We start from the raw sequence: 22,132 nt of genomic DNA on the forward strand, positions 1-22,132 counted from the left end.
TTTCTTCCACCAGCCGAAAGCTCTCTCTACCTGAAAATCTGTGGTACTCCTTCTTTTCTAACGCATTTTACTTTTCTATTATAAACAAAAGTCCAGCGATTTTCAACCTCTTTTTTAGTTTTGCGGGCAGCTGAGGCTTTTAACACCGCACACAGGCATCTCTTGCTGATTATCGGATCAAGGAGCTGTTTCCTTCCTGTAAAGGCTCTTGACCGGCATGTCGTGACAGGTAGTGTGAAAGAACATCCAATTTATGATAAAACAAGAAATTTAAGACAGCATTCATGCCGTGTGTTTCCGCGCGCAAAATGGGGATGAGTTAACGATAATGAAACATTCACAACCTGTACAGAAAATCTGTCAAGTCCTATACACAGGGGCTGCTTATGCTATCCATATATCCCAACTGCACACACGATTCCGGCGACAAAGTCATTCCCTCACATATTCCTGAGCGTGAAAGAAGGCAGACATCTGGTGAAAACCGCAGATATACAAAAAAAAACAAAAGCACCATTTATATTGATGCTTTTGTCCCCGCATAAACTGCTTGCATATTTCATATACTCATGCGTCCGCCAAATTCAGACAGAGGGAAGAATCACCAGCGTACGTTCGTTTACTTCCTTATTGTTATTGGCCAGACGCAAAGCATCTTCCTTCACATCATAGCGCTGTGCTATGGTTCCATAGGAGTCATTCCCTCTGGCGACGACCATACGGTAGGATGTATACGTTGTTTCATCGTCTTCGAACAAATCTTCAAATTCCGACATCGCTGTGGTGTCCGATTCCTGTGGTGTCTCTTCCTCCTGTGCCACTTCTTCATTTTCCTGCGAGCCTGTAGCAGACAGCTGTTCAAGTGTATGCAGGGTATTGTCCTGCATCTCTGGCTGAGCAGGTGCCGGCTGCCGGGATGCTGAAAACTCCGGCTGCACATTGTCTTGTTCAACAACCGTCTGTTGAACAGGTGCCGGCTGCTCCTGCAATCCGTGAATTCCCATAAGAATCGTCAAATTCAAACCGCCATTGGCAGGAACACTCTGATATTCCTGTATATCAAGATAAAAACGATCCTGTGACAGCTTGTGATTCGGTGCAAGTACATCCATATCCAATACTTCCTCATATTCCTGCAGCTCACCCTCATCATTCACATAGCTTCCCTGTACACGCAGGGGACCTACTGCACGAATGCCCTCTGCTTCCTTATGGTATTCCAGTGATTCCCGTACCTGCAGGGAACGCGGCTCCTTGACCTGATCTGCGAACTGCAGCTCTTTTTCTATTTTCATTGTTTTCATAGCGTAGCCTCCTATCATTATGTATGCCGCAGAAACACAAAGTATGCCTGCTTGTACAGATTCCCTGCAGGTCTGCTCTTTGCCAGGCTGCACTACTTCCGCCAGCCTGACTGCCGTTTTTAAATTCTTGGTCTTTTTCTGTCCACAAGTGACAAAATATGATAGAATGGATTGGAAAGAAATGAGGATGTTAACATGATTACCATTGAAAGAACAAGTGTAATGAATTTTGAAAATGCCATTCGCGGTGCCCGTAATCCGATGAACAGCTGGAATCGCATGGATAGCTTTTATGATGAACAGGGAAACTTCATTATGGGACCAAACGATCTGAATCTGGCACAGCGTCTGGCACGTGCAGGCAGTGATCACCGTAAATTCATCCGTCAGATATTTGTTTCTGTCGATTTTACTGCCCCGCTGTACTGGTGGAAGGAATACGATACATACAAGGTGGCAACCGTGGCCAACTCCACCTCCACCATGCACAAGATTGCCAGCAAGCCCTTTACGCTGGATGATTTTTCCCATGAGCGTATGAATACACAGGCACAGGAGGCGCTGGCACATACCGTTTCCGTCCTGGAGGATCTGCGGAAAGACTATCTGGAAACAAAGGATAAGGAAACCTGGTACAGTATGATTCAGCTGCTGCCGAGCAGCTACCATCAGATGCGTACCTGTACGCTGAATTATGAAACGCTGATGAACATTTATTATGCAAGAAGAAACCACAAGCTGGATGAATGGCATACCGTGTGCGACTGGATCGCATCACTGCCCTATGCGAAAGAGCTGATTCTTGCGGTAGAAGAAAAATAATATAGAAATGACAGAATCCTAAAACAGTTCGCCGACCTGCAAACCGTTTAGATTCTGTCTTTTTTCTGTTTCTGATCATAACGATAGGATAGGAATGCCGGAATCCCGACAAAGCCAAACCCAAAAGCAGTTGCCTGAACACCGGTATGGTGCATTGCAAATCCGCACAGCATGAAAAAAGCTGTCGGAAAGCTCATATAGCCGCAGATGCGATGTGCATACCGCCACGTATTTTCATCTGCCGTCGTCCATGGCAGCCGAAGACCAAGATGACGATTAAAGGGAAGCTTTGGTGCAGCGTTTCCATATACCAGTACCAGAAACAGCACCATGGAAAACTGCAGTTTATCTTTTACAGCTTCCTGTAGCTGTCCGCATGCATATAAAGCAGCGATTACCGCCATCATCATAATAAAAAACATGCATACCACAGCCATTTCCTGTACGGTACGGTTCTTCGGATTTGCCTGATCGAGTCCGGTTATCACATCATTCGCAAAATACAGCCGAAGAGCACTGAGGACAGAGAACAGCAGAATTCCCCATTCCGTATAGGGAAGCCATGGTGAGACACACACGCAGAGCAGAATACCTCCACAGCAAAGCATCATCCAGCGATCATTTTTCATGCTTCTGCGCCTTTCCATGAAAGGACATTCCATCAAACACATCCAGAAAGCAGCAGTACATCTGTTCCACAGCAGATGTGTTGATCGCATAAATTACATACTGTCCCTGTTTTTCACAGGTGATTAGCTCACTGGTCTTCAATATATCCAGATGCTTGGATATGGCCGGCTTTGACATTGTGAATTCTTCAGCAATCTCTCCGGCACTTAGATTTTTTTCACTCAGCAGTTGCAGAATCCGCCGTCTTGTCGGATCTGCCATCGCTTTAAACATATCCATATACTTACCTCATAAACAGCAGCATAATGCCCAGCTGAATGATTGTCAGCAGAATTGCAATAGCAAGTCCTGCAATACGGTTATCCGTGCAATCTGTATATAGAAGAATAACAGCCTCCAGTACAGGAATACACCAAATTGCGAATTCCTTATTCATGGTTCGATTTACCTCACCGCTCAAGCTGAACTGCATCGGAAGCTCATTTGGCAGGCGTGAATACAACAGCAGGGAAACAAGCAGTAAGCACACCGGAATACCATAAGCACCGTATTTTTTCAAGAACACCATAAGAATTCCTCCTGTTTCTTTATTTAACTAATTAGTTAAATATATAATAATATGATTCCAGTAAACTGTCAATAGCTGGCAGAACAAATCTAAACCAAGCAAATCTAAATCAATACAGAATCTTCACAATTCACGGCAAGTGCATACCTGTAAAATTCACCTGTTAACAATCAGACTACGATGCAAATGTAAAAGAACGTATCGTATCGCTTTCTGGTTCTTTCTCGATTGTGGGTAAACTTAACATAGGGAGACATCCATACGATTGTAGTTATCAATAGAAGTTGAAGTCTCCCTTTCGCAAACACCCTAAAGTAAGAAAGAACCTGCTTTCTAACAAATGCGATATTTCTTTTATTCTGAAAAACTGTGACAGCAACAAAAGGATGTCCCGAACACACGCAAACACTTACATCCTGCTTCCTGTCTTCGGCTATCAAGTCCATGCAGCATAGCTGCCTGCCAATGTCCCTTACATGGATATACAAATATATTCATATTTTTTAAATACTATCCCTGCAAAAAAGGCGCAAAGCGTGCTGTCACATGCCTTTGCACTCAAAACATTTCTTGCCCCTGTTAGGGTGTTTTAAAGACTACTTCCAATTTTTTCTATGATCAACAATCAGTTTTATCAGGGCTCCCAGCATCAGAACGGAGATACCAAGCATGATCAGACCCTTGAAAAACCCCTCTTTCTTCACAATGATTATGCCTGTCAGAAAGCTGCCCGTAATGATAAAGCCGAAAAACAGCAGCAATACCAAGATCAGCGGTACGCGAATCCAGAGAGAAACTTTCTTGTTTCCTGCAGTATACAATGTTCCTTCCATTACGATTTCCATAATAATTTCCAGTAGCGTTTCCATGGCATCTCCTCCTTCTTCATATTTTTACCGTACATCTGCATGTATCAGGCTTTCCGCTTCGTTGTGATTCTCATATTGCCAATCCCATACTTTTTCATATACAGTTCATAGTTTTCATTCAGTTATACCTGAAGTTCTTCAATAGAGACAGCACGTATAGGATATCTGTCATTGCAATGATATCGAACAGAGGTATTCCTTTCTCACGCAGCAGCGTTTGCAAATCGTCGATTAAAGAAAATGCAGTGGATTCTATCTCGCAGCTTCCCCCATCTGTTTGCTATACGATGAAATTCAAGGTGATATGATATCGGACTCCATACAGACTGCCGTAAGGTATTCGAGAAATTGGCACATCAATATGATCAATGTCACAATAGGGTATACACAGACTGCTTTCATTTCTATGTTGCTGCAAGAAATGTTCAACCCGTATGCTATCCTGATCAAAATAGCATAGCAGGAGCATACCGGACCTTCTATGATGGGCAGCATATTTCCCATCCGCATACACATCACAAGGCAGTATGACAGATTTTGCTATCATCTGTATACATAAGCACTCCTCCATGGGTCGCTCCTATTTATGGTTAACTTCATTATATGACATTCCCTTTACAGTTACAACTTATTATAGGATTTTGCGCATCTTACGCGAATTTCGATATCCAACGCTTACTTTCCTTTTTTACGCTGTTAAAAAAAGAGCCTCCTCTAGTTAGAGAAGACTCCGGGTGCTTCTTATCAGGAAGTGAACAGCGGTATGAGATAGCTCCAGATTTCCTCCATTCCCTGCTTTTCTACAGCTGAGAAAGGAAACAGGGGCTCATCCGCATTCAGCTTCAGTGTCTTACGGATGTTTGCGAAATGATAGGCGCGCTTGGTCGGCGGCACCTTATCGCACTTGGTTGCCACAACTGCAACAGGGATTTCATAATAACGGGCAAATTCCAGCATCGTCATATCATCATCCGTCGGCTTATGTCTGGCATCCACAAGAATCACAACACCTTTTTTCTGCGTTCGTTCAGAGAAATAATCCTCCATCATCTGTCCGAATTTGATCAGCTGTGTTTTCGAGATATTCGCATAGCCGTATCCGGGAACATCTACAAACATATACTTGTCATCCAGATTGAAGAAATTCAGCAGTCTGGTCTTGCCGGGCGTATTCCCGACATAGGCCAGCTTTTTGCGTCCGCACATGGCATTGATGAAGCTGCTTTTGCCGACATTGCTTCGGCCAGCCAGAACAATTTCCGGCAGTGTCGTATCCGGCCATGATTTCTTATCCGGTGCGGAAATGACCAGCTCCGCTTTCTGAAATTGTATCATGCTATTTAACCAGGGCAACATCCAGCACCTGAGACACACGTTCCACAGGTACGAAGTTGACACTTTCCTTTACCGTTGCCGGTACATCATCCAAATCCTTGACATTGGCCTTTGGAATGACGATTGTCGTAATTCCACAACGATGTGCCGCCATGGATTTTTCCTTCAGACCGCCGATTGGCAGGACATTTCCACGCAGTGTGACCTCTCCAGTCATTGCCAGATTGGCTTTGACCGGCGTATCGCTCAAAGAGGATACCAGAGCGGTTGTCAGCGTTACACCGGCGCTTGGTCCATCCTTTGGAACGGCCCCTTCCGGTACGTGGATATGAATATCGTTCTTTTCGAACACCTCCGGCTGGATTTTGTATTTTTTGGCATTGGCGCGTACATAATCATAGGCAATGGTTGCGGATTCCTTCATGACATCCCCTAGCTGACCGGTGATGACCAGTTTTCCCTTACCTTCAAAATGATTGACCTCAACCTGCAGCACATCGCCTCCGAAGGAGGTATATGCCAGGCCGGTAACCGTACCGATCTGATCCTTTGTTTCCCGCTTGCCGTATTCGAATTTCTCATGACCGAGCCATTCCTTCACCAGCTTTTTGGTTACCTTGATACTGCGCTTATTGTCCTTCAGGATTGCCAGCACACTCTTACGGCAGACGGTCGCAATCACACGCTCCAGCTGTCGAACACCGCTTTCTCTTGTATAATATCGAATCAGGAAGCTGATCATTTCATCATCGATTTTCAGCTGCGATGTTTTCAAACCGTTTTCCTTGATCTGCTTCGGCACCAGATGACGCTTGGCAATCTCGATTTTCTCCAGCTCGGTATAGGAGCTGAGCTCGATGATTTCCAGACGGTCACGCAATGCATTTGGTATATTCTCCAGATAATTTGCCGTTGCGATAAAGAGTACCTTGCTTAAGTCATACGGCTCTTCGATATAGTGATCGGAGAAAAGAGAGTTCTGTTCCGGATCCAATACCTCCAGCATGGCACTCGCAGGATCGCCCTTGTAATCACTTGCCATCTTGTCGATTTCATCAATCAGGAAGACAGGATTCACTGTCCCTGCTTTTTTCATTGCCTGAATAAATCTTCCCGGCATACTTCCCAGATAGGTTCTGCGGTGTCCTCTGATTTCAGATTCATCCTTCACACCACCCAGTGATATTTTCACAAATTTGCGGTCGAGTGCTCTTGCGACGGATTTCGCAAGGGATGTTTTACCGACACCGGGAGGACCAACCAGACAGATAATCGGTGCACGAAGAGAATTCGTCATCTGCTTGACAGCCAGATACTCCAGAATACGCTCCTTGATTTTTTCCAGACCGTAATGATCCGCATCCAGAATCTCACTTGCCAGATTCAGATCCTCGTTGTCCCTGGATTCCTGCCACCACGGCAGATCCATCATCCAGTCGATATACGTTTTGATAACACCGGTTTCTCCACTTGCGGCTGGCAGCATTTCATAGCGGGACAGTTCATCTCTGATCTTATCCTTAATGCTGTCAGGGTACGGATTTTCTTCCAGACGCTTGCGAATCGCATCCACATCCTTATCGGTATCCGGCACATCACCAAGCTCTTCCTTGATGGCACGCATCTTCTCCCGCAGGTAGTATTCCTTCTGACTTTCCTCAATTCTTGTTTTTACCTTGTCATTGATTTTATTCTCAATCTGTGATAATTCCTTTTCACTCTCGATTTCCTGAAGAATCAGGTACAGACGCTCATTCACACCTAATGTTTCCAGCAGCTCCTGTCGCTTTTCAAGCGTAAAAGGAAACAGCTGTGCTATCTGATCAGAAAGCACAGGTGCGGAAACGCCCTTTGCCAGTTCATTGATCATTTCTTTCGGAATGGTCTGGGAAACCGCCTCGATTTCTTCAAACTGCTTGGCGATTTTTCTTACCAGAGCAACCTCTTCCATCGGATCCTGCGCAATATCGGTTTTGACTTCCGCCGTTACACTCATCAGTGTATCATCGTTGATGATCGTATGCAGCTCCACACGCTGCATACCTCTGAACTTCACACGCAGATAACCATCCATTCTGCGGATATGCTTGATCTGACAAAGAGTACCATAGGAATATACGTCATTCACATCAGGCTCTTCCAGTGCCAGATCCCGCTGTGCTACCAGAACGACCTGACTTTCGTATTTTTCCTGTGCTTCTTCTACTGCACGCGTAGACTTTTCTCTACCGACATCGATGATGACTTCCTGATTCGGAAACACTACAACACCGCGCGTACAGACCAAAGGAAGCTGTACAATTGGATTTGCATCGTTTTCATTCATGATTCCTACACTCCTTTCCATAGGCAAAAAAGACGCGCTCCAGCGTCTTTTGCAGCATGATTACTTGCCCGTTGCTTCTTTGACAAGCTCTAATGCTTTGCGGATACGTAAATCATACGACACCGCATCGTTGGAAATCAACTGTTTTACCTGCTCAACCGGCATTTGATACATATTGGCGATATTTTCCAGCTCATTGTTGACATCCTCTTCACTTATTTCAATCTTTTCTTCCGCTGCAATAGCTTCCAGAACTAAACGCACTTTTACTTTATTGAAGGCATCCTTGCCCATTTCCTCACGAATCATTTCATCTGTCTGCCCAGTTACCTGCTTGAACTGCTCCAGACCGAATCCCTGAGACTGCAGACGCTGTTCGAAATCACGCACAAGGCTGTCTGTTTCCTCTTCGATCATAACCTGTGGAATTTCCACCTCGGCATTTTCTGTAACGGCTGTCAGAATTTCATTTTCAAATTTCTGCTCCGCCTGGTTTTTCTTGCTTTCTTCAAGGTTTTTACGGGAATATTCCTTGAATGCTTCCAGTGTTTCCACATTTTCGATTTCTGCCTGTTTTACCAGTTCATCATCTGCTTCCGGAAGTACCTTGGATTTGATTTCGTGAACAGTCACCTTAAAGACAACCGGCTGACCTGCAAGCTCCTCTGCCTGATAATCTTCCGGAAAGGTTACATTGATATCCTTTGTTTCTTCAATTCCCATGCCCAGAACCTGTTCTTCAAAGCCCGGAATAAAGCTTCCGCTTCCAATTACGAGCGGGTATGCTTCTCCCTTACCGCCTTCGAATGCAACACCTTCCTTGAAGCCTTCAAAGTCAATCACAGCAGTATCTCCGTTTTCAACCTTGCCTTCTTCTTTCACTACAAGATCCGCAAAACGCTCCTGCAGACGTGTGATTTCCTCTTCAACATCCGCATCGCTTACTTCAACAGCTTCCTTTGTGATATCCAGGCCCTTGTATGCTCCCAGCTTCACCTCCGGCTTTACTGTTACGTTGAATTTGAATGTTACCTTATCCTCATCGATGCTTTCGATATCCAGTGCCGGACGGGAAATCACCCACAAATCATGTTCCTTGATTCCTGCACTTAATGCATCTCCTGCAACCTCATCGATTGCTTCCATCAATATATTCTGAGAGCTGATCTGCTTTCTTACCAGTTTCTCAGGAGCCTGACCCGGACGGAATCCCGGCAGATTTACTTTCTTTGCCAGTTTTCTGAATGCTTTTTTCTGAGCATCCTTCCAGGTATCACCTTCGACAGTCGCTGTTAATTCACCTGTTGATTTTTCTTTTAATTCCCATGTTGAACTCATTGTTCATACCTCCTACGTATCAATCTCTTCGCACACAGCATTACATTTCATGCTTCCTTAATAATAATTCATAACCCCTGTATTGTGCAAGACCTTTTTCTTCCTCAAAGAGCATCCATGCCTCATGTTCCTCATAGGCATGAAACACATAGGCAGTCACAGCAGCAGCCAGCGGCAGTGCCTCATCCTCTTCAATATTGAAGGGCAGACGTAGATACGCCTCCTTCACCAAAGTTTCCACACACATCATCGTAAATGTCGGATTGTCGTTTTCAAACCAGTCCTTCAGATAATTCACCGCTTCCAGTGCCCCCTCGCTTTCCATAGGCGCATCCAGACTGCACGGAGAGAAGGTAACCTCAAGACCGTCGATATCCACACTGACCTCATCGGTAATGTTTTGTTCCATCATGGCTTCGATCATCAGAGAACGAACCAGATAGTGCGGGTTTTGAGACAGATAGTCCGCCACAGCATCCATGTGATTACGAATATTACTTTTTTTCAGCTGTTCAATCGCAAGAAACGCTTCCTCCAGAGAACCTTTCAGCAGAGTTTCAATGTCCTCTTCCCGAACTGCGGTATCTTTCCATTTACACTCACTGCGACACTGGTTATAGTATGCGATCAATGGTTCCTCATATTCCCTTGGAATATACGGCATGGAGAGTTCCTCATCCAGAATGGCATATGCTTCGGCAAACTGCGCATCCTTCATCAGAGTTTCCACCTTTTTTAGAATATCCTCATAATAAGTATCCATGGTTTCTCCTTTACGACTAAACATACACTAATATAGCATAATCGCTCGTTTTTATCAATTATAAAGTAGCTTCTGATCCCATTTTCGTAACATTTCTCTACAGTTTCACATAATCCTGACAAAATCTTCGAAAACACTCATTCGTTTCGCACGTTCGCATAACGCATCGATAGCACACCTTGCTGTGTGAGCATATACAGCTTGATTCCGCCTGCCGTCCCTGAGCAGTCATGAAGCCTCGTCTTGATTCCCACTGTATCCGTATCAGCGCACACATTCCAGGAAACATGCGGAAGCAGCCGGGACGTTTTTTACGATTAACCCCAAAAGCAAGTGAGCATCCACGGCAATTTACCTTCTGAAAACAGATGCCTTTCCTATATATTATATAAGTGACGGTCTAAGCTTCTTTTTCCATATGAAAGCCACCTCAGCGGACAATGTCATTAAGTTAAGAGGATGAAAACAAACAGGATGCGGTTTTATTTTATCTCATTCTGATAGGATTAAGAGTATTCTGAAAAAATGCATGACAAAAAGAAGATTTTTCAAGCAATTTATAAACTTTTGAGTTATAATTATATCGTATTAAGAAAAGCGGTAGTTGAAACATACTAGCGTTTGTGATTTCATAAGCCTCTTACATTTTCGATTTTGGCGGATTGGTAAGATATCTTGTGAAATGAGAGTTTCAAGATCAGGCGGGTGACCGCCTTTTCTTTTATAATGCTGGATAAAATAGCGACAATGATGTATCGCCATTTTTTTGTTTATCGCATAAGAATACTTTTTTTTCTTACCCTTTCCCTTTGGCTTTTTATTTATTATATGATGAGCCATAATAAAAGATATATGATACAGTATCATCCTTGCCCAAATCTCCTGTTGGATGCTTTCTCGTTTTTTCGCATGAACAGCACACAGATCCGCTGAATATTTAAGGTCACGGAACGATAATTCTATACCCCATCGAGTATTGTATATTTCTTTTATTTCATCCTTACTAAATTCATCCCGGCTTAAATTTGTGATGATCGATTCATATTCTTCACTACCATCCAGCTTAAATCGAACTACACGGAAATGAAGTACATACTCAGGATTATGTTCATCAATAAAATCAAACGTAGATGTAGTAGATAAGAAACGATATCTCTCTGGTTGAGATTTTATATCTTTGGTCTGTTTTCTTGTCAATGTGATATGTAAATCCAAATCAAATTCTTCATCTGGCAGATTGAATTTTCTTAAAAGACTGGAAATCGAGTGTATATCTTTCACACGTATCAAAAAGGACTTACCCGACTGTATGATATGTGCCATAGTATTCCAGGTTGCATAATTTCTATCTGCGATAAAAATAGCATTATCATCGTGAAAACGTTCAACTATTTTCCACATGGCTTCGACCTCGTTCTTACTATGAATCCCTTGAACGATCGTATCTAAATAACGATGGTTTAAAACATCATAGCTGACATTAAGATGAAAAGCAGATAGAAATTTTCCTTTCGATGCACTTTTATGTAACGTATCGGGATCACTAAAATCAAGTGGTATTTGCATTTCAGACCCATCGACCGCAATAAGATGATAGCCCTTATATAAATTATCAGGTGGAAATGCTTTATTCAGTTCATTCAAAATATATTGAAAAACACGTGAAGAAATTTTAGAACGTGCCTGGACAAGTGCAGAGGCAGTTGGGGTATTATTTGAGTAATGGAAAAAATCAAGTAGTTCTTCCCGGATAGGCTTACCCGCCATTGATAAGATGAATGAAATAGTATCTTTAAAAGATAGCTTTCTAGATTTACGAGTGAAATCAGAACTTTCATGTGTGACAAAATGTTGATCATATTTCAAACGATCCGCCTTATTTAAAATCTTATCCAAAGAATTGAAAAGTGTTTTATGAATAGAAATCATACCACAATCCCCTCAATTCTTTTATCAGATATGAAGGTAGAACAAGCATTGAAATTATTACTAAGGATCATATAAGATCACCTCCTACACCTTACAAAAGCGCGAAGTGTAACGGAGCGCACGATTTTTCTGATTTTGTCAAGCCTAAATAAAAAAGACACCTATACTTTTTGTATAAATGTCTCTCATCTATTTTTCTTTAACTTAATGACATTGCCTCAGCGGATGGCTTTTTTCAAATATCGCGTATTGCTTGCGGCCCGTTCATACAGCTGACATTTTGACCTGCCCTGCTGCTTCGCCTTATACAAAGCCGTATCACTCTCTCGGATCAAATCATCAATACGCATAACGGGATCTGTAGTATACGAAATTCCGACACTGGCCGACAGATTCATATAATAAGCATTCCTCTCAAAGTGCTTCTGCAGCTCATGAATGAGCCGGTTCCCCTGCCGCAGCAGCTCCTGCGCACTCATGCTTGCTGTCATGGATACCAGAAATTCATCACCGCCCAGACGTGCAATCAGATCCTTTGGAAACATTTTCTTCAGCACCTCTGCACTGATACGCAGCGCTTCATCACCTACCTGATGTCCATAGGTATCATTCACCGTTTTAAAATAATCCAGATCCACATACAATATGGATATCTGCTTAAATTTCCGTAAATCGGCATAATACTCATAAAAATATCTGCGGTTGTATAGACCAGTCAGATAATCGGTATTGGAATTACTGCTCAACTGCTGTTCAAGAAGGTATTCCTCCGTCATATCACGATAGATACACAAATCCCCGACGCGACTTTTGAATATATCATAAATTGTTTCATTGCTGATTTCCAAAATTCTGCGATTCCCCTCAAATGTCAGAATCGCCTTTCCATTCGACTCCTTTTTCAGCTGTTTGCCTTCCCTCAGCAGGGACGAAAACCAGTCATCATATGCTACATCGAGGATGGAAGCTCTGGATACAGCAAAAAATTCAGTAAATTTATCATTGACATTAAGCACAGTCCCCGCCTGATCTCGAATGAGGATGGCAAATGGCATACTGTTTAACAGGATTTCCAGCTCGGTACTCATATTTTCCAAATCGGTGATATCATGCCCGATGCCAACACTGCCAATAATCCTGTTCTGTTTATCAAATAATGGCGATTTATAGGTGCGAAACTGCCGCAGTCCATGCGGGCTTTTCACCAGCTCGTTGAATTGACAGGTTTTCTTTTCCCGTCGTACGATATCCTCTGTCTCGGCACAGTCATCAACATCCACATCCCACACTGCACAGTGATTCTTTCCCTCAATATCCACTCTGCTTTTTCCCACCGTATGACAGAAAGCGCTGTTTACCTTGACATGAGAGCCTTCCTCATCCTTAAACCAAACCAGATCCGGCATACTGTCAATGAGGGTATTGAGATATGTATCCAGCAGCCATGCACGCTCCTTCTGCCGATAGCACTCATATAGACAACGGATACGCTTTTCAAGATATTCCATAGACAGCGGACGGCAAATCACCTCATCTGCAACGTCCCAGCAATCCGCACAGGAAGCAGCATCAGCATCACAGATATACAGCAGATAGGCATCCTCCCTCATTCGGCTGCGAATCGGCTGCAGACTGGACAGAGAAAGCTCACAAAGAATGATGTCACTGCTATTCCAGGCACCATGTGCACCGGATGTTTGAATATGGCAATGCATAAGATCACGGGCAATACCCTGTTCCAGACAGGCCTGTATATCAGAGGTGGTCGTTAAAACAGTTACAGCTACATGTTCATGATACATGGTCCTCTTCCTTTCCATCTGCAATTTTACGGATTCATATTTAACGGCGATTATTGTTATATCTTTATTATATTCTTTTCATGGAAACAAATCCACAAATAAAAAAAACGTTCCTACTTATTATGAAAAGAAATTTTTACCTTTGCTTATACAAGATGTAGCTTTTCTAAGGATGTATCGCATTTACATACAGTTTAAAATCATTTCAATGGTATGGGAATAGATACATGTTATGTCTACTCTTAATAGAAACGTATCGTTTTTCTGTTATAAATGTACAGACCTTGAGACAGAAGAAAAAAACAGAAGCAGCTATCAAATGTGAGCGTCTCTGCTTCTGTATCTGACATATCAGAAAATTTCCCCTTACAGGAGTATATTCAATTCCTGTAAAATGTACTTATACTTATATCCTTTATATTGAGCAAACGTCGCTATCGCTTTAAATTTTTTATTTATAACACTAACGCTCTGCTTCCTTTTCCATTGGTTTACTGTACGTTCCCTGTAACTGCATCTGCATGTTTACACCGCTGTCGACGCAGCTTTTTATGCTGATACAGCTGTTCATCTGCCTGCCTGATCAGAACTGTCATATCCACAGGCTCCTGTGGGCTGAACGCATAACCAAAGGACAGGGTCAAAATCTGTGCTGTCCTTGAGCCCTTATGGGGAATCTTTTGTTCACGGATATCATGCGTAAGTGCCGCCATCGTTTTCCGTACGGATTCCTCTGACTGCCCGATGAAAATAGCAGAAAACTCATCCCCTCCATACCGATAAAACTGAATCTCCCCCTTTTTTTCATACTGCTTCATGCAGCGGCCGATTTTTACCAATGCCTGATCCCCCATCTGATGTCCGTAAATATCGTTATATTCCTTAAAATAATCAATATCCAGCATCGCCACTGCCACAATTTTCTCTTTTTGTAAATCAGTAGCTGTAATATCCTCATTAAAGCAGCGACGATTATAGATATTGGTTAAATCATCGATATTCATGAGCCGTTCTAGCTGCTCATTTTCTTTTTCCAGGAATACCTGTCGTTCCTTCGTACGGTAAAGCTCCAAAGCCGCGGTAAGCCCACTGCTGTTATCCTCCATATCGGTATCCTCAATCGTAAGGATAATGGTATAGAACTCGCGATATGCCTGCAGCAGCTCTTCCTTTGTGCCGAATTTTTCATAATAGCTGACAATTAGCTTCTGAAGCTCTCTTCTGGATTTGATATCATCCTCATCCTCAATAGCCTGCAGAATTTTCAGCAGCCTTTCCGAATACGGCTGATTGTTTATTTCCAGCATTATGGAGCATATATTCTTTAAGATCTGGTAAACAAGTAAACGATTCTCCACCTTCTCCTGTTCAATCAGCAGCTCCTCCATAACAGCCTGCACAGATACAGCTTCATGAAGACGCAGATACATCAGCTTACAGAAAAGATACAAAAGATTCATCGATTCCTCAAAGCTCTGCCGGTCCAGATCTTCAAAGCGGGAAAAGTAAGCACATAATGCTGCAGCGTCCTTTAATCTATACTCACAGTTGCACAGATTTGATAACACGATAGCTTTGGAATAGGCGCTGTTTTTTTCCATAGACTGCAGGAGCTCATAGCATTTTTTATAATAATGAATTGCTTCTGTATAATTGCGTTTTAATTCAAAGCATGTCGCAATATTGTTATATGCGCTTGACATCAGGGTCAGATTCTGACATTTTTCAGCTGCTTCCATTGATTTCAGATATGCCTCCAGGGCTTTGATTTCTTCATAATTCGAATTATAATACATTCCAAAATTGTATATTCTGGCTAGAAGCTCAGTGTATTCCGTGCTTTCACACAGCTTTCTTGCACGCTCCAGATAACGGATGCAATCTTTATTTTTCTTTGAGGCCAGATAAAAATCGCTGATAAAGGTATAGGCAAAGGCCAGTGCATAAACGTCATTGGACAGCTTTGCCTTTTCTGATAATATCATACACAGCTCATATTCCCGCTTCAAATCGATAAGGCGTACATGCATGATCTCAGCTTGTATATCTTCCAGACTCCACAGCTTTCATAATTTTTATCCATAGAAATCCTCTCCCATCGGCTATGCTTCTATTATAAATGCTTTTTATAATTTTACACGCTGTTTTCATATTTTCGAAAAACTTGATGCTGTCAGAAACAGGTTTTATTGGGGCATCTACAGGCGCGAACGCTTTCCTAGCAGGATAAATGCCTCCTGCAAGGGGCACTTTGTGTACACTGTTACAATAAATAAAGGCTTTCCTTAACATGAAAGGAAAGCCCTGTATTTTCGAATGGCGTCCACAGCAGGATTCGAACCTGCGACCGCACGCTTAGAAGGCGTGTGCTCTATCCAGCTGAGCTATGTAGACATCTCAACGCCTAATAATAATAGCAAATTTTCTTTCGGATTTCAACTATTTTTTGCTTTTTTATGTAAAACGCACGAAAGAATTGTTACTATTCACCGATACTCATAAAAAATCAAAGCCATCCCTCTTATGATTGAAGGATGGCTTTGATTTCTTCCAGTGTATTTTTCTTCTGTAAGGAACACGTTTGCACTACTGTATGTATTGCCGCAAAATAATTAGCTGTTTCTAGACTGAGACTCTGTCCGCTGATCTTCTTCTTTGCTTTTGTCGGCCGCATCTGTCTCTCTGCTATATTATTATCAGAAGGAACAGTAAAATCCTTGATGAATCTCAGATGTTCTTCTTTATACTCCACCATCCGTTTCATCAATTTTATATATCCCGGTACATATTTGGCTGCTACTTTTTTTGGATGCTCTGAAGCATACTTTTCTAACTCATCATTCAGGATCTCCATATATCTTTCTTCGTATGAGCTGATCTGTTTTTCATCCATCTTCATGATTCTATGTCTAACCAGTTCTTTCTTTTCATGGATCATGTTCTGAATCAGTTCCATCATTTTTGCACACGCTTCATTCTTATCCAGTTCTGCTCCTTCTTTTAAATATCTCAGAATATGTGCATTACATTCTCCATGGTCGCAGCTTTTCAAATCATAATATGCCTTATAATGATCATGGATCAGACATCCTTCATAATCATTCAGTATTCCCAGCGGTCCTTTCTCCGTATCTTTCCGCTTCTCTGTGACAATAAAAAATGCTCTTTGTTCACTTACGATCACATGTAACCATGCACGCGTTCCATTGATTTTCCATCCTGTTTCGTCTACATGCAGGATTCTTTCTTTTCGCAATTCTTTTAGAATCTCATTTTGATAGTTTATACTTTTTTGTTGTAATACTTCTTCCCATTTCACGATGACTGATGCACTGAGATTTATCTTCCCCATACTCATTTCATTGATCATCGTACACAGTCTGTTCAACGGAATCGTCCCTTTGCTGTTCAGATACAGTATCATCGCTTTGAAATCATCATGATAGGACACACTGCTGATTCGATACCTGCGCATTTCTTTTTCCGGAAGCACCTGTCCTTGTACTGCTGTTATATATCTTGTTTCCGTAATCTCCGTTTTCAGTCTTGCATCGATTTCCTGTGTTCTATAGTATAGGAGCTCGTTCTCCGCATTTAAAATAGCCTCTGCTCCTACAGGTGCTTGTCTTACGATTCTATATATGATCTTATCTGCAGTATCTTTCAAGCTGATACGATGTACCGTATGTCCTTTCTGTCCACCTTTTTTCAATCCAGTCTTTGTCCTTGAATTTGCGACTTTTCTGTATTCATCCTTTGATGGGGGAATACTGGAATTACAGGAGTTTTTCTTGCTCATCCTTTTATATCGGTTATTTTCTTTTCTCAGCTTTTCTATCTCTCTTCGTAATTTTTCATTTTCAGTATGTAGTTTATTGTTTTCGTTATAAGAATGCTGGAGTTCGCCTTTTATAATCTTCTCCTGCTTTTTGATCTCTTCTTCAAAATCTTTGATGATATTACTGGCCTCTTCATCTTTTTTCTTTCAATTTTTTGATTCAGATTATATTGGATCGCCTTCATATCCTTCAGTTTTGCCTGCACATCTTGATTCTTTTTTACGAGGTTCCGGTTACTGACCACGATTCTCTTATATTCCGTGTTCAAATGTACATTTTGATGTTCGAGATATTCTACGATCCCTATCAGTTTATGATCAAAATGTTCCTTATGCAGTAAAATGTTGTTTAATGTAATCCTATCCTTTGTCATCATATTGATATCTTCCTTTTCTCTGAAGATATTATATCATATGATTTTATACGACTACTGTGGATAACTTTCTTCAAAGCTTTTTATCATAATATGTATTGCATATCAACGTTGTTGCTTAAAAGCCTTCTATCAGGCTTTGGCAGGCTCTGAGCAATCGTTATATTCGCTGCAAGTCATTTTTTACTCTCTTTTTATTAACATCATTAAAACTGCTTTTAATGTCATATTATTTTTTTTGTTTATTTGCTTTTTCCTCTTGACACCTTTTATTCTATCGGTGAACAGTAACCATGCATTCATTATATGCGCCTCAAAATAACAGGTTCATCAAGGATACCCTAGAGAGCGCTCCGTTCTGTATGAGATCACTGTCATACGGCAGTTTTGTTTTCCCCTTTACCTCTGCCAATATCTGCAATTCTTAAACGCAAAGCGCACCTTCCCCTTTATGTTGTGATTACAGCTGCACTTCCTGCAGCAGTAAGCAACTCCATGATGCCTGTTCGGTCCGTATCACGCAAAGCACAGCAGCATATCATACCATTCTGCACCGCCGTGAACAGAAGCACTCACTCCCATATTACGATAGCCGAACTGCTCGTAAAAGCCTATCAAATGCTTTTTGCAGGTCAAAACCATACCCGTTCTTCGCTCCTTCTTCGCTGTCTCAATCAAAGCTTGCATCAGCTCCCCTGCATACCCCTGATGCTGATGAGCGGGGTGCACATCCAGACCGAAGACCGTTTGATAGGCGCCATAGGGATCATGCAGGCTTTCATCCTCATACATCGCATCACAGATCACCTGCTGATTGCTTACACAGCCATTGATCATGCCGATGATGACGCCGTCCTTTTTCATGACCAGAAAGCTTTCCGGAAAAGCCTTGGCACGTCTGCGCAGCGCCGCTTCATCCGCCGCCTCCTCCTTTGGAAAGCAGCACGCCTCCAGCTGTGCCAGTCCTGCAATATCCGCTTCCTCTACTGTATCAATGGTTACCATATGCACACTCCTGCTCCTTCATTCCTTTTCTATCCTTGTCAGCTTCTTGACCAGACAGCTGGTTTCCTTGTCCACGATTCCCTCCACATACAGATAATTCCCCTTGACCAGATCATCCGCATGCTGGCGGTATATATTCGGCATACATACAAGATCAAATTTCCCTGTTTCATCACTGCCGATGACGAACATCATCATATCGCCGTTTTTTGTACGGTACTGACGGCAGCGATCCACCAGACAAACAAATTTCACATAGCGTCCCTTGTACTTGGGCAGTGAAATCAAAATCGGAAGCTCCTTTCCCATGCGGCTGCGTACATCTGCAATCGGATGCCGCGACAGATAGAAGCCGATGGCCTCCTTTTCCTTTTCCGCGCGAATCGCTGCATTATCCCTCATCATCGTCATAGCAGGCTTGGATACCAGATCAAAGTCAAACAGCACCTGATCCACATCCTCGATTTTCACAAGATCCGCATAGCGAAGTGCATCCTCCAGTGATGCCATCAGACTCGCACGCCCGACCTTAAAGCAGTCCAGCGCCCCTGCATTAATCAGGATTTCAATGGTTTTTCTACCGATTTTATTCCCATTCATACGTGCGGTGAAGTCGAAGAAATCACGGAATTCGCCCTTTTTATTTCGTTCCTCGACAATCAGTGATGACACCGCACTGCCGATCCCCTTAATGCCGACAAACGGAAAGCGCAGCGCATTGTCCTCGATTCCATATTGATTGTACGAACGATTGACATCCGGCAGCAGAATCTTGATATGCCGCTTACGTGCCTCAAATACATATTCACTTGTCTTTGTCTCCGAACCGATCACACTGTTCAACAGGCTGTTAAAGAAATACAGCGGTGCATTCGCTTTCAGATACGCCAGCTGATAGGCAATCATGCCATAGGCCACGGAATGGGAACGGTTGAAGCCGTAATTCGCAAATTTCATAATCAGGGCATACACCTTCTGTGCCAGAGCCTCATCATAGCCCTTATGCAGTGCCCCCTGTATGAATTCCTCCTGCATTCTGCGCAGCTCCTTTCCCTTTTTCTTGCTGATGGCCTTTCGCAGATTATCCGCCTTGCCAAGGGTGAAGCCGGCCATCGTCTGTGCCACCTGCATGATCTGTTCCTGATAGATCATGATACCATAGGTATTCTGTAAGATTGGCTGCAGGCTGGGATGGATATAATCGACCTTTTCCGGATGCTCTCTGCGATCCAGATATTCCGGAATGTTTTCCATCGGACCGGGACGAAACAATGCAATCGTTGCGACAATATCCTCAAAGCAGTCCGGCTGCATTTTCCGTATCAGATTTTTCATCCCCTCGCTCTCCAGCTGGAAGACTCCCACCGTATCCACCGCGCGTATCAGTGCATAGGTCTTGGCATCATCCAGTGGTATTCGCATGATATCCAGTTTTTTTTCAGCTGTCGCATTGATATGCTGTACGATTTCATCAATGATGGTAAGGTTTCTCAATCCCAGAAAATCCATTTTGATCAGGCCGAGCTCCTCCAGATATTCCATCGTAAACTGTGTGGCGCAAACACCCTCATCCACATCAATCAGCGGACACACCTGCTCAATGGCTTCATCGGAAAACACGATACCTGCCGCATGCAGAGAGGCATGACGCGGCAGTCCCTCCAGCTTTCGGGCAGTCGCATACAGGCGGCGCATCGTTTCTCCACTGTTGATCAGCTCCTTGAAGCGCGCATCATTTTGATATGCATAGTCCAGTGTCACCTTGATTACATTAGGAACCAGCTTGCACAGGCGGTCAATCTGACGGGGATTGATTTCCATCGCCTTTCCCACATCCCGCAGCACCTGCTTCGCAGCCAGTGTATTAAAGGTGATGATATGGGATACCCTGTGCTTACCATACAGCTGCTCCACATAATGAATCACCTCATCCCGGCGGTTATCCGGAAAATCCGTATCGATATCCGGCATGGAAATACGCTCCGGGTTTAGAAAACGTTCAAACAGCAGATGGTAGCGGATCGGATCCACATGGGTGATGCCAAGGCAGTATGCAACAAGGGAGCCGGCAGCACTTCCTCGTCCGGGACCGATATAAATATGCTGTGTTTTCGCAAACCGGATGAAGTCCCAGACAATCAAAAAATAATCGGCATACTGCATGCGGATAATAACATCCAGCTCATAGTCCAGACGCTGCTGGTATACGGATGAAATCGGCTGGTATTGCATACGCTTCTGCAGTCCCTTCTGACAAAGACTGCGTAAGAATTCCTCACTGCTTACGCCGTACTTGTTTTGAAATTTCGGAAGCACAGCCTTTGGCAGCTGCATCTCCACCTGACACTGTGCTGCAATACGATCACTCATCTGCAGCTCCGTCTCCTCATACAACTCCTGCATTTCCTGCGGGCTGCGGAAATAACGGCGCGGACTGTAATTCAGCATTTTATCATGGAGCGATACGCCCTGATTGATGGCACACAGCGTCTTATAGCTCTCCTCATCCTCTTCCCGTTCGAAATAAACGCGGGACAATGCCGTACAGGGAATATCCAGCTCCTCGCACAGCTGCTTTAAGACCGGATTTTTCTTTTCCATCAGGCCGGAATCATTGCGTGCTATGGATACATAAAAATCGGCAAACTGCTTCCTGCACAGCTTCAGCCAGTGGCGCAGAAGATCCAGCTCCTCCTTTACGATAAGAGTTTCCATCTGATTCTGATCGCCGTTTGTCAAAACAATGCAGTCCTTTGCATAATAGGCGAGCGTATCCAAATCCGGTACGCGTCTTTCCTCTCCGGTATTCAGCCAGGTGGACAGCTTCAGCAGATTCTGATAGCCGGCATCATTTTTCGCAAGAACGACAAAGCCATACAGCTCCTCCTGCTCCAGCACGTCCACTTCCATTCCGAAAATCGGCTTGATATCTTCTTTTTTACATGCATGGTAAAACGCCATGGCACCATGCATGACATGCTTGTCAGTCAATGCGACCGCTGTATAACCGCAGCGTTTGGCTGCCGCAACGATTTTGGAAATCGTCAGGGTACTCTGCAGCAGGGTATAGCAGCTTCGCACATGTAAGTGGACACTCATTCTCAACACCTCGTCTCTTTCTTTATTTTATCATATTTTCATGTTTCTTAATACGGGCGTGACCATGGTTTCTGAAGTTTTACGGCGTTCGTGTCCAATGCTAGCCACAGGCACATCTTGTTCTCAATTT

General features: G+C 43.2%; 17 protein-coding genes, 1 tRNA gene, 1 pseudogene and 1 other annotated feature (1 of these 20 only partly in view). Of the genes and pseudogenes, 1 reads left to right on the forward strand and 18 read right to left on the reverse strand.

Annotated elements, in window-relative coordinates:
* Positions 1-70: a binding site (T-box leader), on the reverse strand; it reaches 141 nt to the left of the window's first position.
* 514 nt (positions 71-584) lie between these two features.
* Positions 585-1,304 (reverse strand): stage VI sporulation protein D, encoded by a 720-nt coding sequence (locus G4D54_11950; protein ID QJA03109.1) that lies wholly within the window; start codon positions 1,302-1,304, stop codon positions 585-587.
* 195 nt (positions 1,305-1,499) lie between these two features.
* On the opposite strand from G4D54_11950, the gene G4D54_11955 reads away from it, so the two are divergent.
* On the forward strand, positions 1,500-2,126 hold the full coding sequence (locus G4D54_11955) for a hypothetical protein (GenBank protein ID QJA03110.1): 627 nt from the start codon (positions 1,500-1,502) through the stop codon (positions 2,124-2,126).
* A 47-nt stretch (positions 2,127-2,173) separates the two neighbouring features.
* Here G4D54_11955 and G4D54_11960 read toward each other — a convergent pair whose 3' ends face one another.
* The 17 genes and pseudogenes from G4D54_11960 to dnaE form a co-directional block, all read right to left on the reverse strand.
* On the reverse strand, positions 2,174-2,755 hold the full coding sequence (locus G4D54_11960) for an SdpI family protein (protein QJA03111.1): 582 nt from the start codon (positions 2,753-2,755) through the stop codon (positions 2,174-2,176).
* Entirely contained in the window at positions 2,745-3,035 is a 291-nt protein-coding gene (locus G4D54_11965; GenBank protein QJA03112.1) for a winged helix-turn-helix transcriptional regulator, read from the reverse strand. Before G4D54_11965 ends, G4D54_11960 begins: the two co-directional genes overlap by 11 nt.
* A 4-nt stretch (positions 3,036-3,039) precedes the next feature.
* The gene (locus tag G4D54_11970) at positions 3,040-3,324 is read right to left on the reverse strand and encodes a DUF1648 domain-containing protein (GenBank protein QJA03113.1); all 285 of its coding nucleotides are present in this window, start codon (positions 3,322-3,324) and stop codon (positions 3,040-3,042) included.
* A gap of 170 nt (positions 3,325-3,494) precedes the next feature.
* Positions 3,495-3,770, reverse strand: a complete 276-nt coding sequence (locus G4D54_11975) for a hypothetical protein (protein QJA03114.1) — start codon at positions 3,768-3,770, stop codon at positions 3,495-3,497.
* Between the two features lie 150 nt (positions 3,771-3,920).
* Entirely contained in the window at positions 3,921-4,193 is a 273-nt protein-coding gene (locus tag G4D54_11980) for a hypothetical protein (GenBank protein ID QJA03115.1), read from the reverse strand.
* A 280-nt stretch (positions 4,194-4,473) separates the two neighbouring features.
* Positions 4,474-4,764, reverse strand: a complete 291-nt coding sequence (locus G4D54_11985; protein ID QJA03116.1) for a hypothetical protein — start codon at positions 4,762-4,764, stop codon at positions 4,474-4,476.
* Positions 4,765-4,937: 173 nt separating this feature from the next.
* Positions 4,938-5,528, reverse strand: coding sequence for a YihA family ribosome biogenesis GTP-binding protein (locus G4D54_11990; GenBank protein ID QJA03117.1), 591 nt, complete (start codon positions 5,526-5,528; stop codon positions 4,938-4,940).
* 1 nt (position 5,529) lies between these two features.
* On the reverse strand, positions 5,530-7,854 hold the full coding sequence (gene lon, locus G4D54_11995; protein QJA03118.1) for an endopeptidase La: 2,325 nt from the start codon (positions 7,852-7,854) through the stop codon (positions 5,530-5,532).
* 60 nt (positions 7,855-7,914) lie between these two features.
* The gene (locus G4D54_12000; protein ID QJA03119.1) at positions 7,915-9,192 is read right to left on the reverse strand and encodes a trigger factor; all 1,278 of its coding nucleotides are present in this window, start codon (positions 9,190-9,192) and stop codon (positions 7,915-7,917) included.
* A gap of 40 nt (positions 9,193-9,232) precedes the next feature.
* A complete protein-coding gene (locus G4D54_12005) occupies positions 9,233-9,955 on the reverse strand; it encodes a DUF3196 family protein (GenBank protein ID QJA03120.1) in 723 nt (240 codons plus the stop codon).
* Positions 9,956-10,543: 588 nt separating this feature from the next.
* Positions 10,544-11,884, reverse strand: coding sequence for an IS4 family transposase (locus G4D54_12010; GenBank protein QJA03121.1), 1,341 nt, complete (start codon positions 11,882-11,884; stop codon positions 10,544-10,546).
* Between the two features lie 218 nt (positions 11,885-12,102).
* Positions 12,103-13,686, reverse strand: a complete 1,584-nt coding sequence (locus tag G4D54_12015; protein ID QJA03122.1) for a diguanylate cyclase — start codon at positions 13,684-13,686, stop codon at positions 12,103-12,105.
* Between the two features lie 491 nt (positions 13,687-14,177).
* The gene (locus G4D54_12020) at positions 14,178-15,716 is read right to left on the reverse strand and encodes a diguanylate cyclase (GenBank protein ID QJA03123.1); all 1,539 of its coding nucleotides are present in this window, start codon (positions 15,714-15,716) and stop codon (positions 14,178-14,180) included.
* A gap of 287 nt (positions 15,717-16,003) precedes the next feature.
* Positions 16,004-16,080, reverse strand: a tRNA-Arg gene (locus tag G4D54_12025).
* A 127-nt stretch (positions 16,081-16,207) separates the two neighbouring features.
* Positions 16,208-17,901, reverse strand: a pseudogene (locus G4D54_12030) (IS66 family transposase).
* A gap of 513 nt (positions 17,902-18,414) precedes the next feature.
* The gene (locus G4D54_12035; protein ID QJA03124.1) at positions 18,415-18,903 is read right to left on the reverse strand and encodes a GNAT family N-acetyltransferase; all 489 of its coding nucleotides are present in this window, start codon (positions 18,901-18,903) and stop codon (positions 18,415-18,417) included.
* Between the two features lie 18 nt (positions 18,904-18,921).
* Positions 18,922-22,002, reverse strand: a complete 3,081-nt coding sequence (gene dnaE, locus G4D54_12040) for a DNA polymerase III subunit alpha (protein ID QJA03125.1) — start codon at positions 22,000-22,002, stop codon at positions 18,922-18,924.
* Positions 22,003-22,132: the final 130 nt, after the last annotated feature.

Source organism: [Clostridium] innocuum, assembly GCA_012317185.1.
GTDB lineage: Bacteria > Bacillota_I > Bacilli_A > Erysipelotrichales > Erysipelotrichaceae > Clostridium_AQ > Clostridium_AQ innocuum.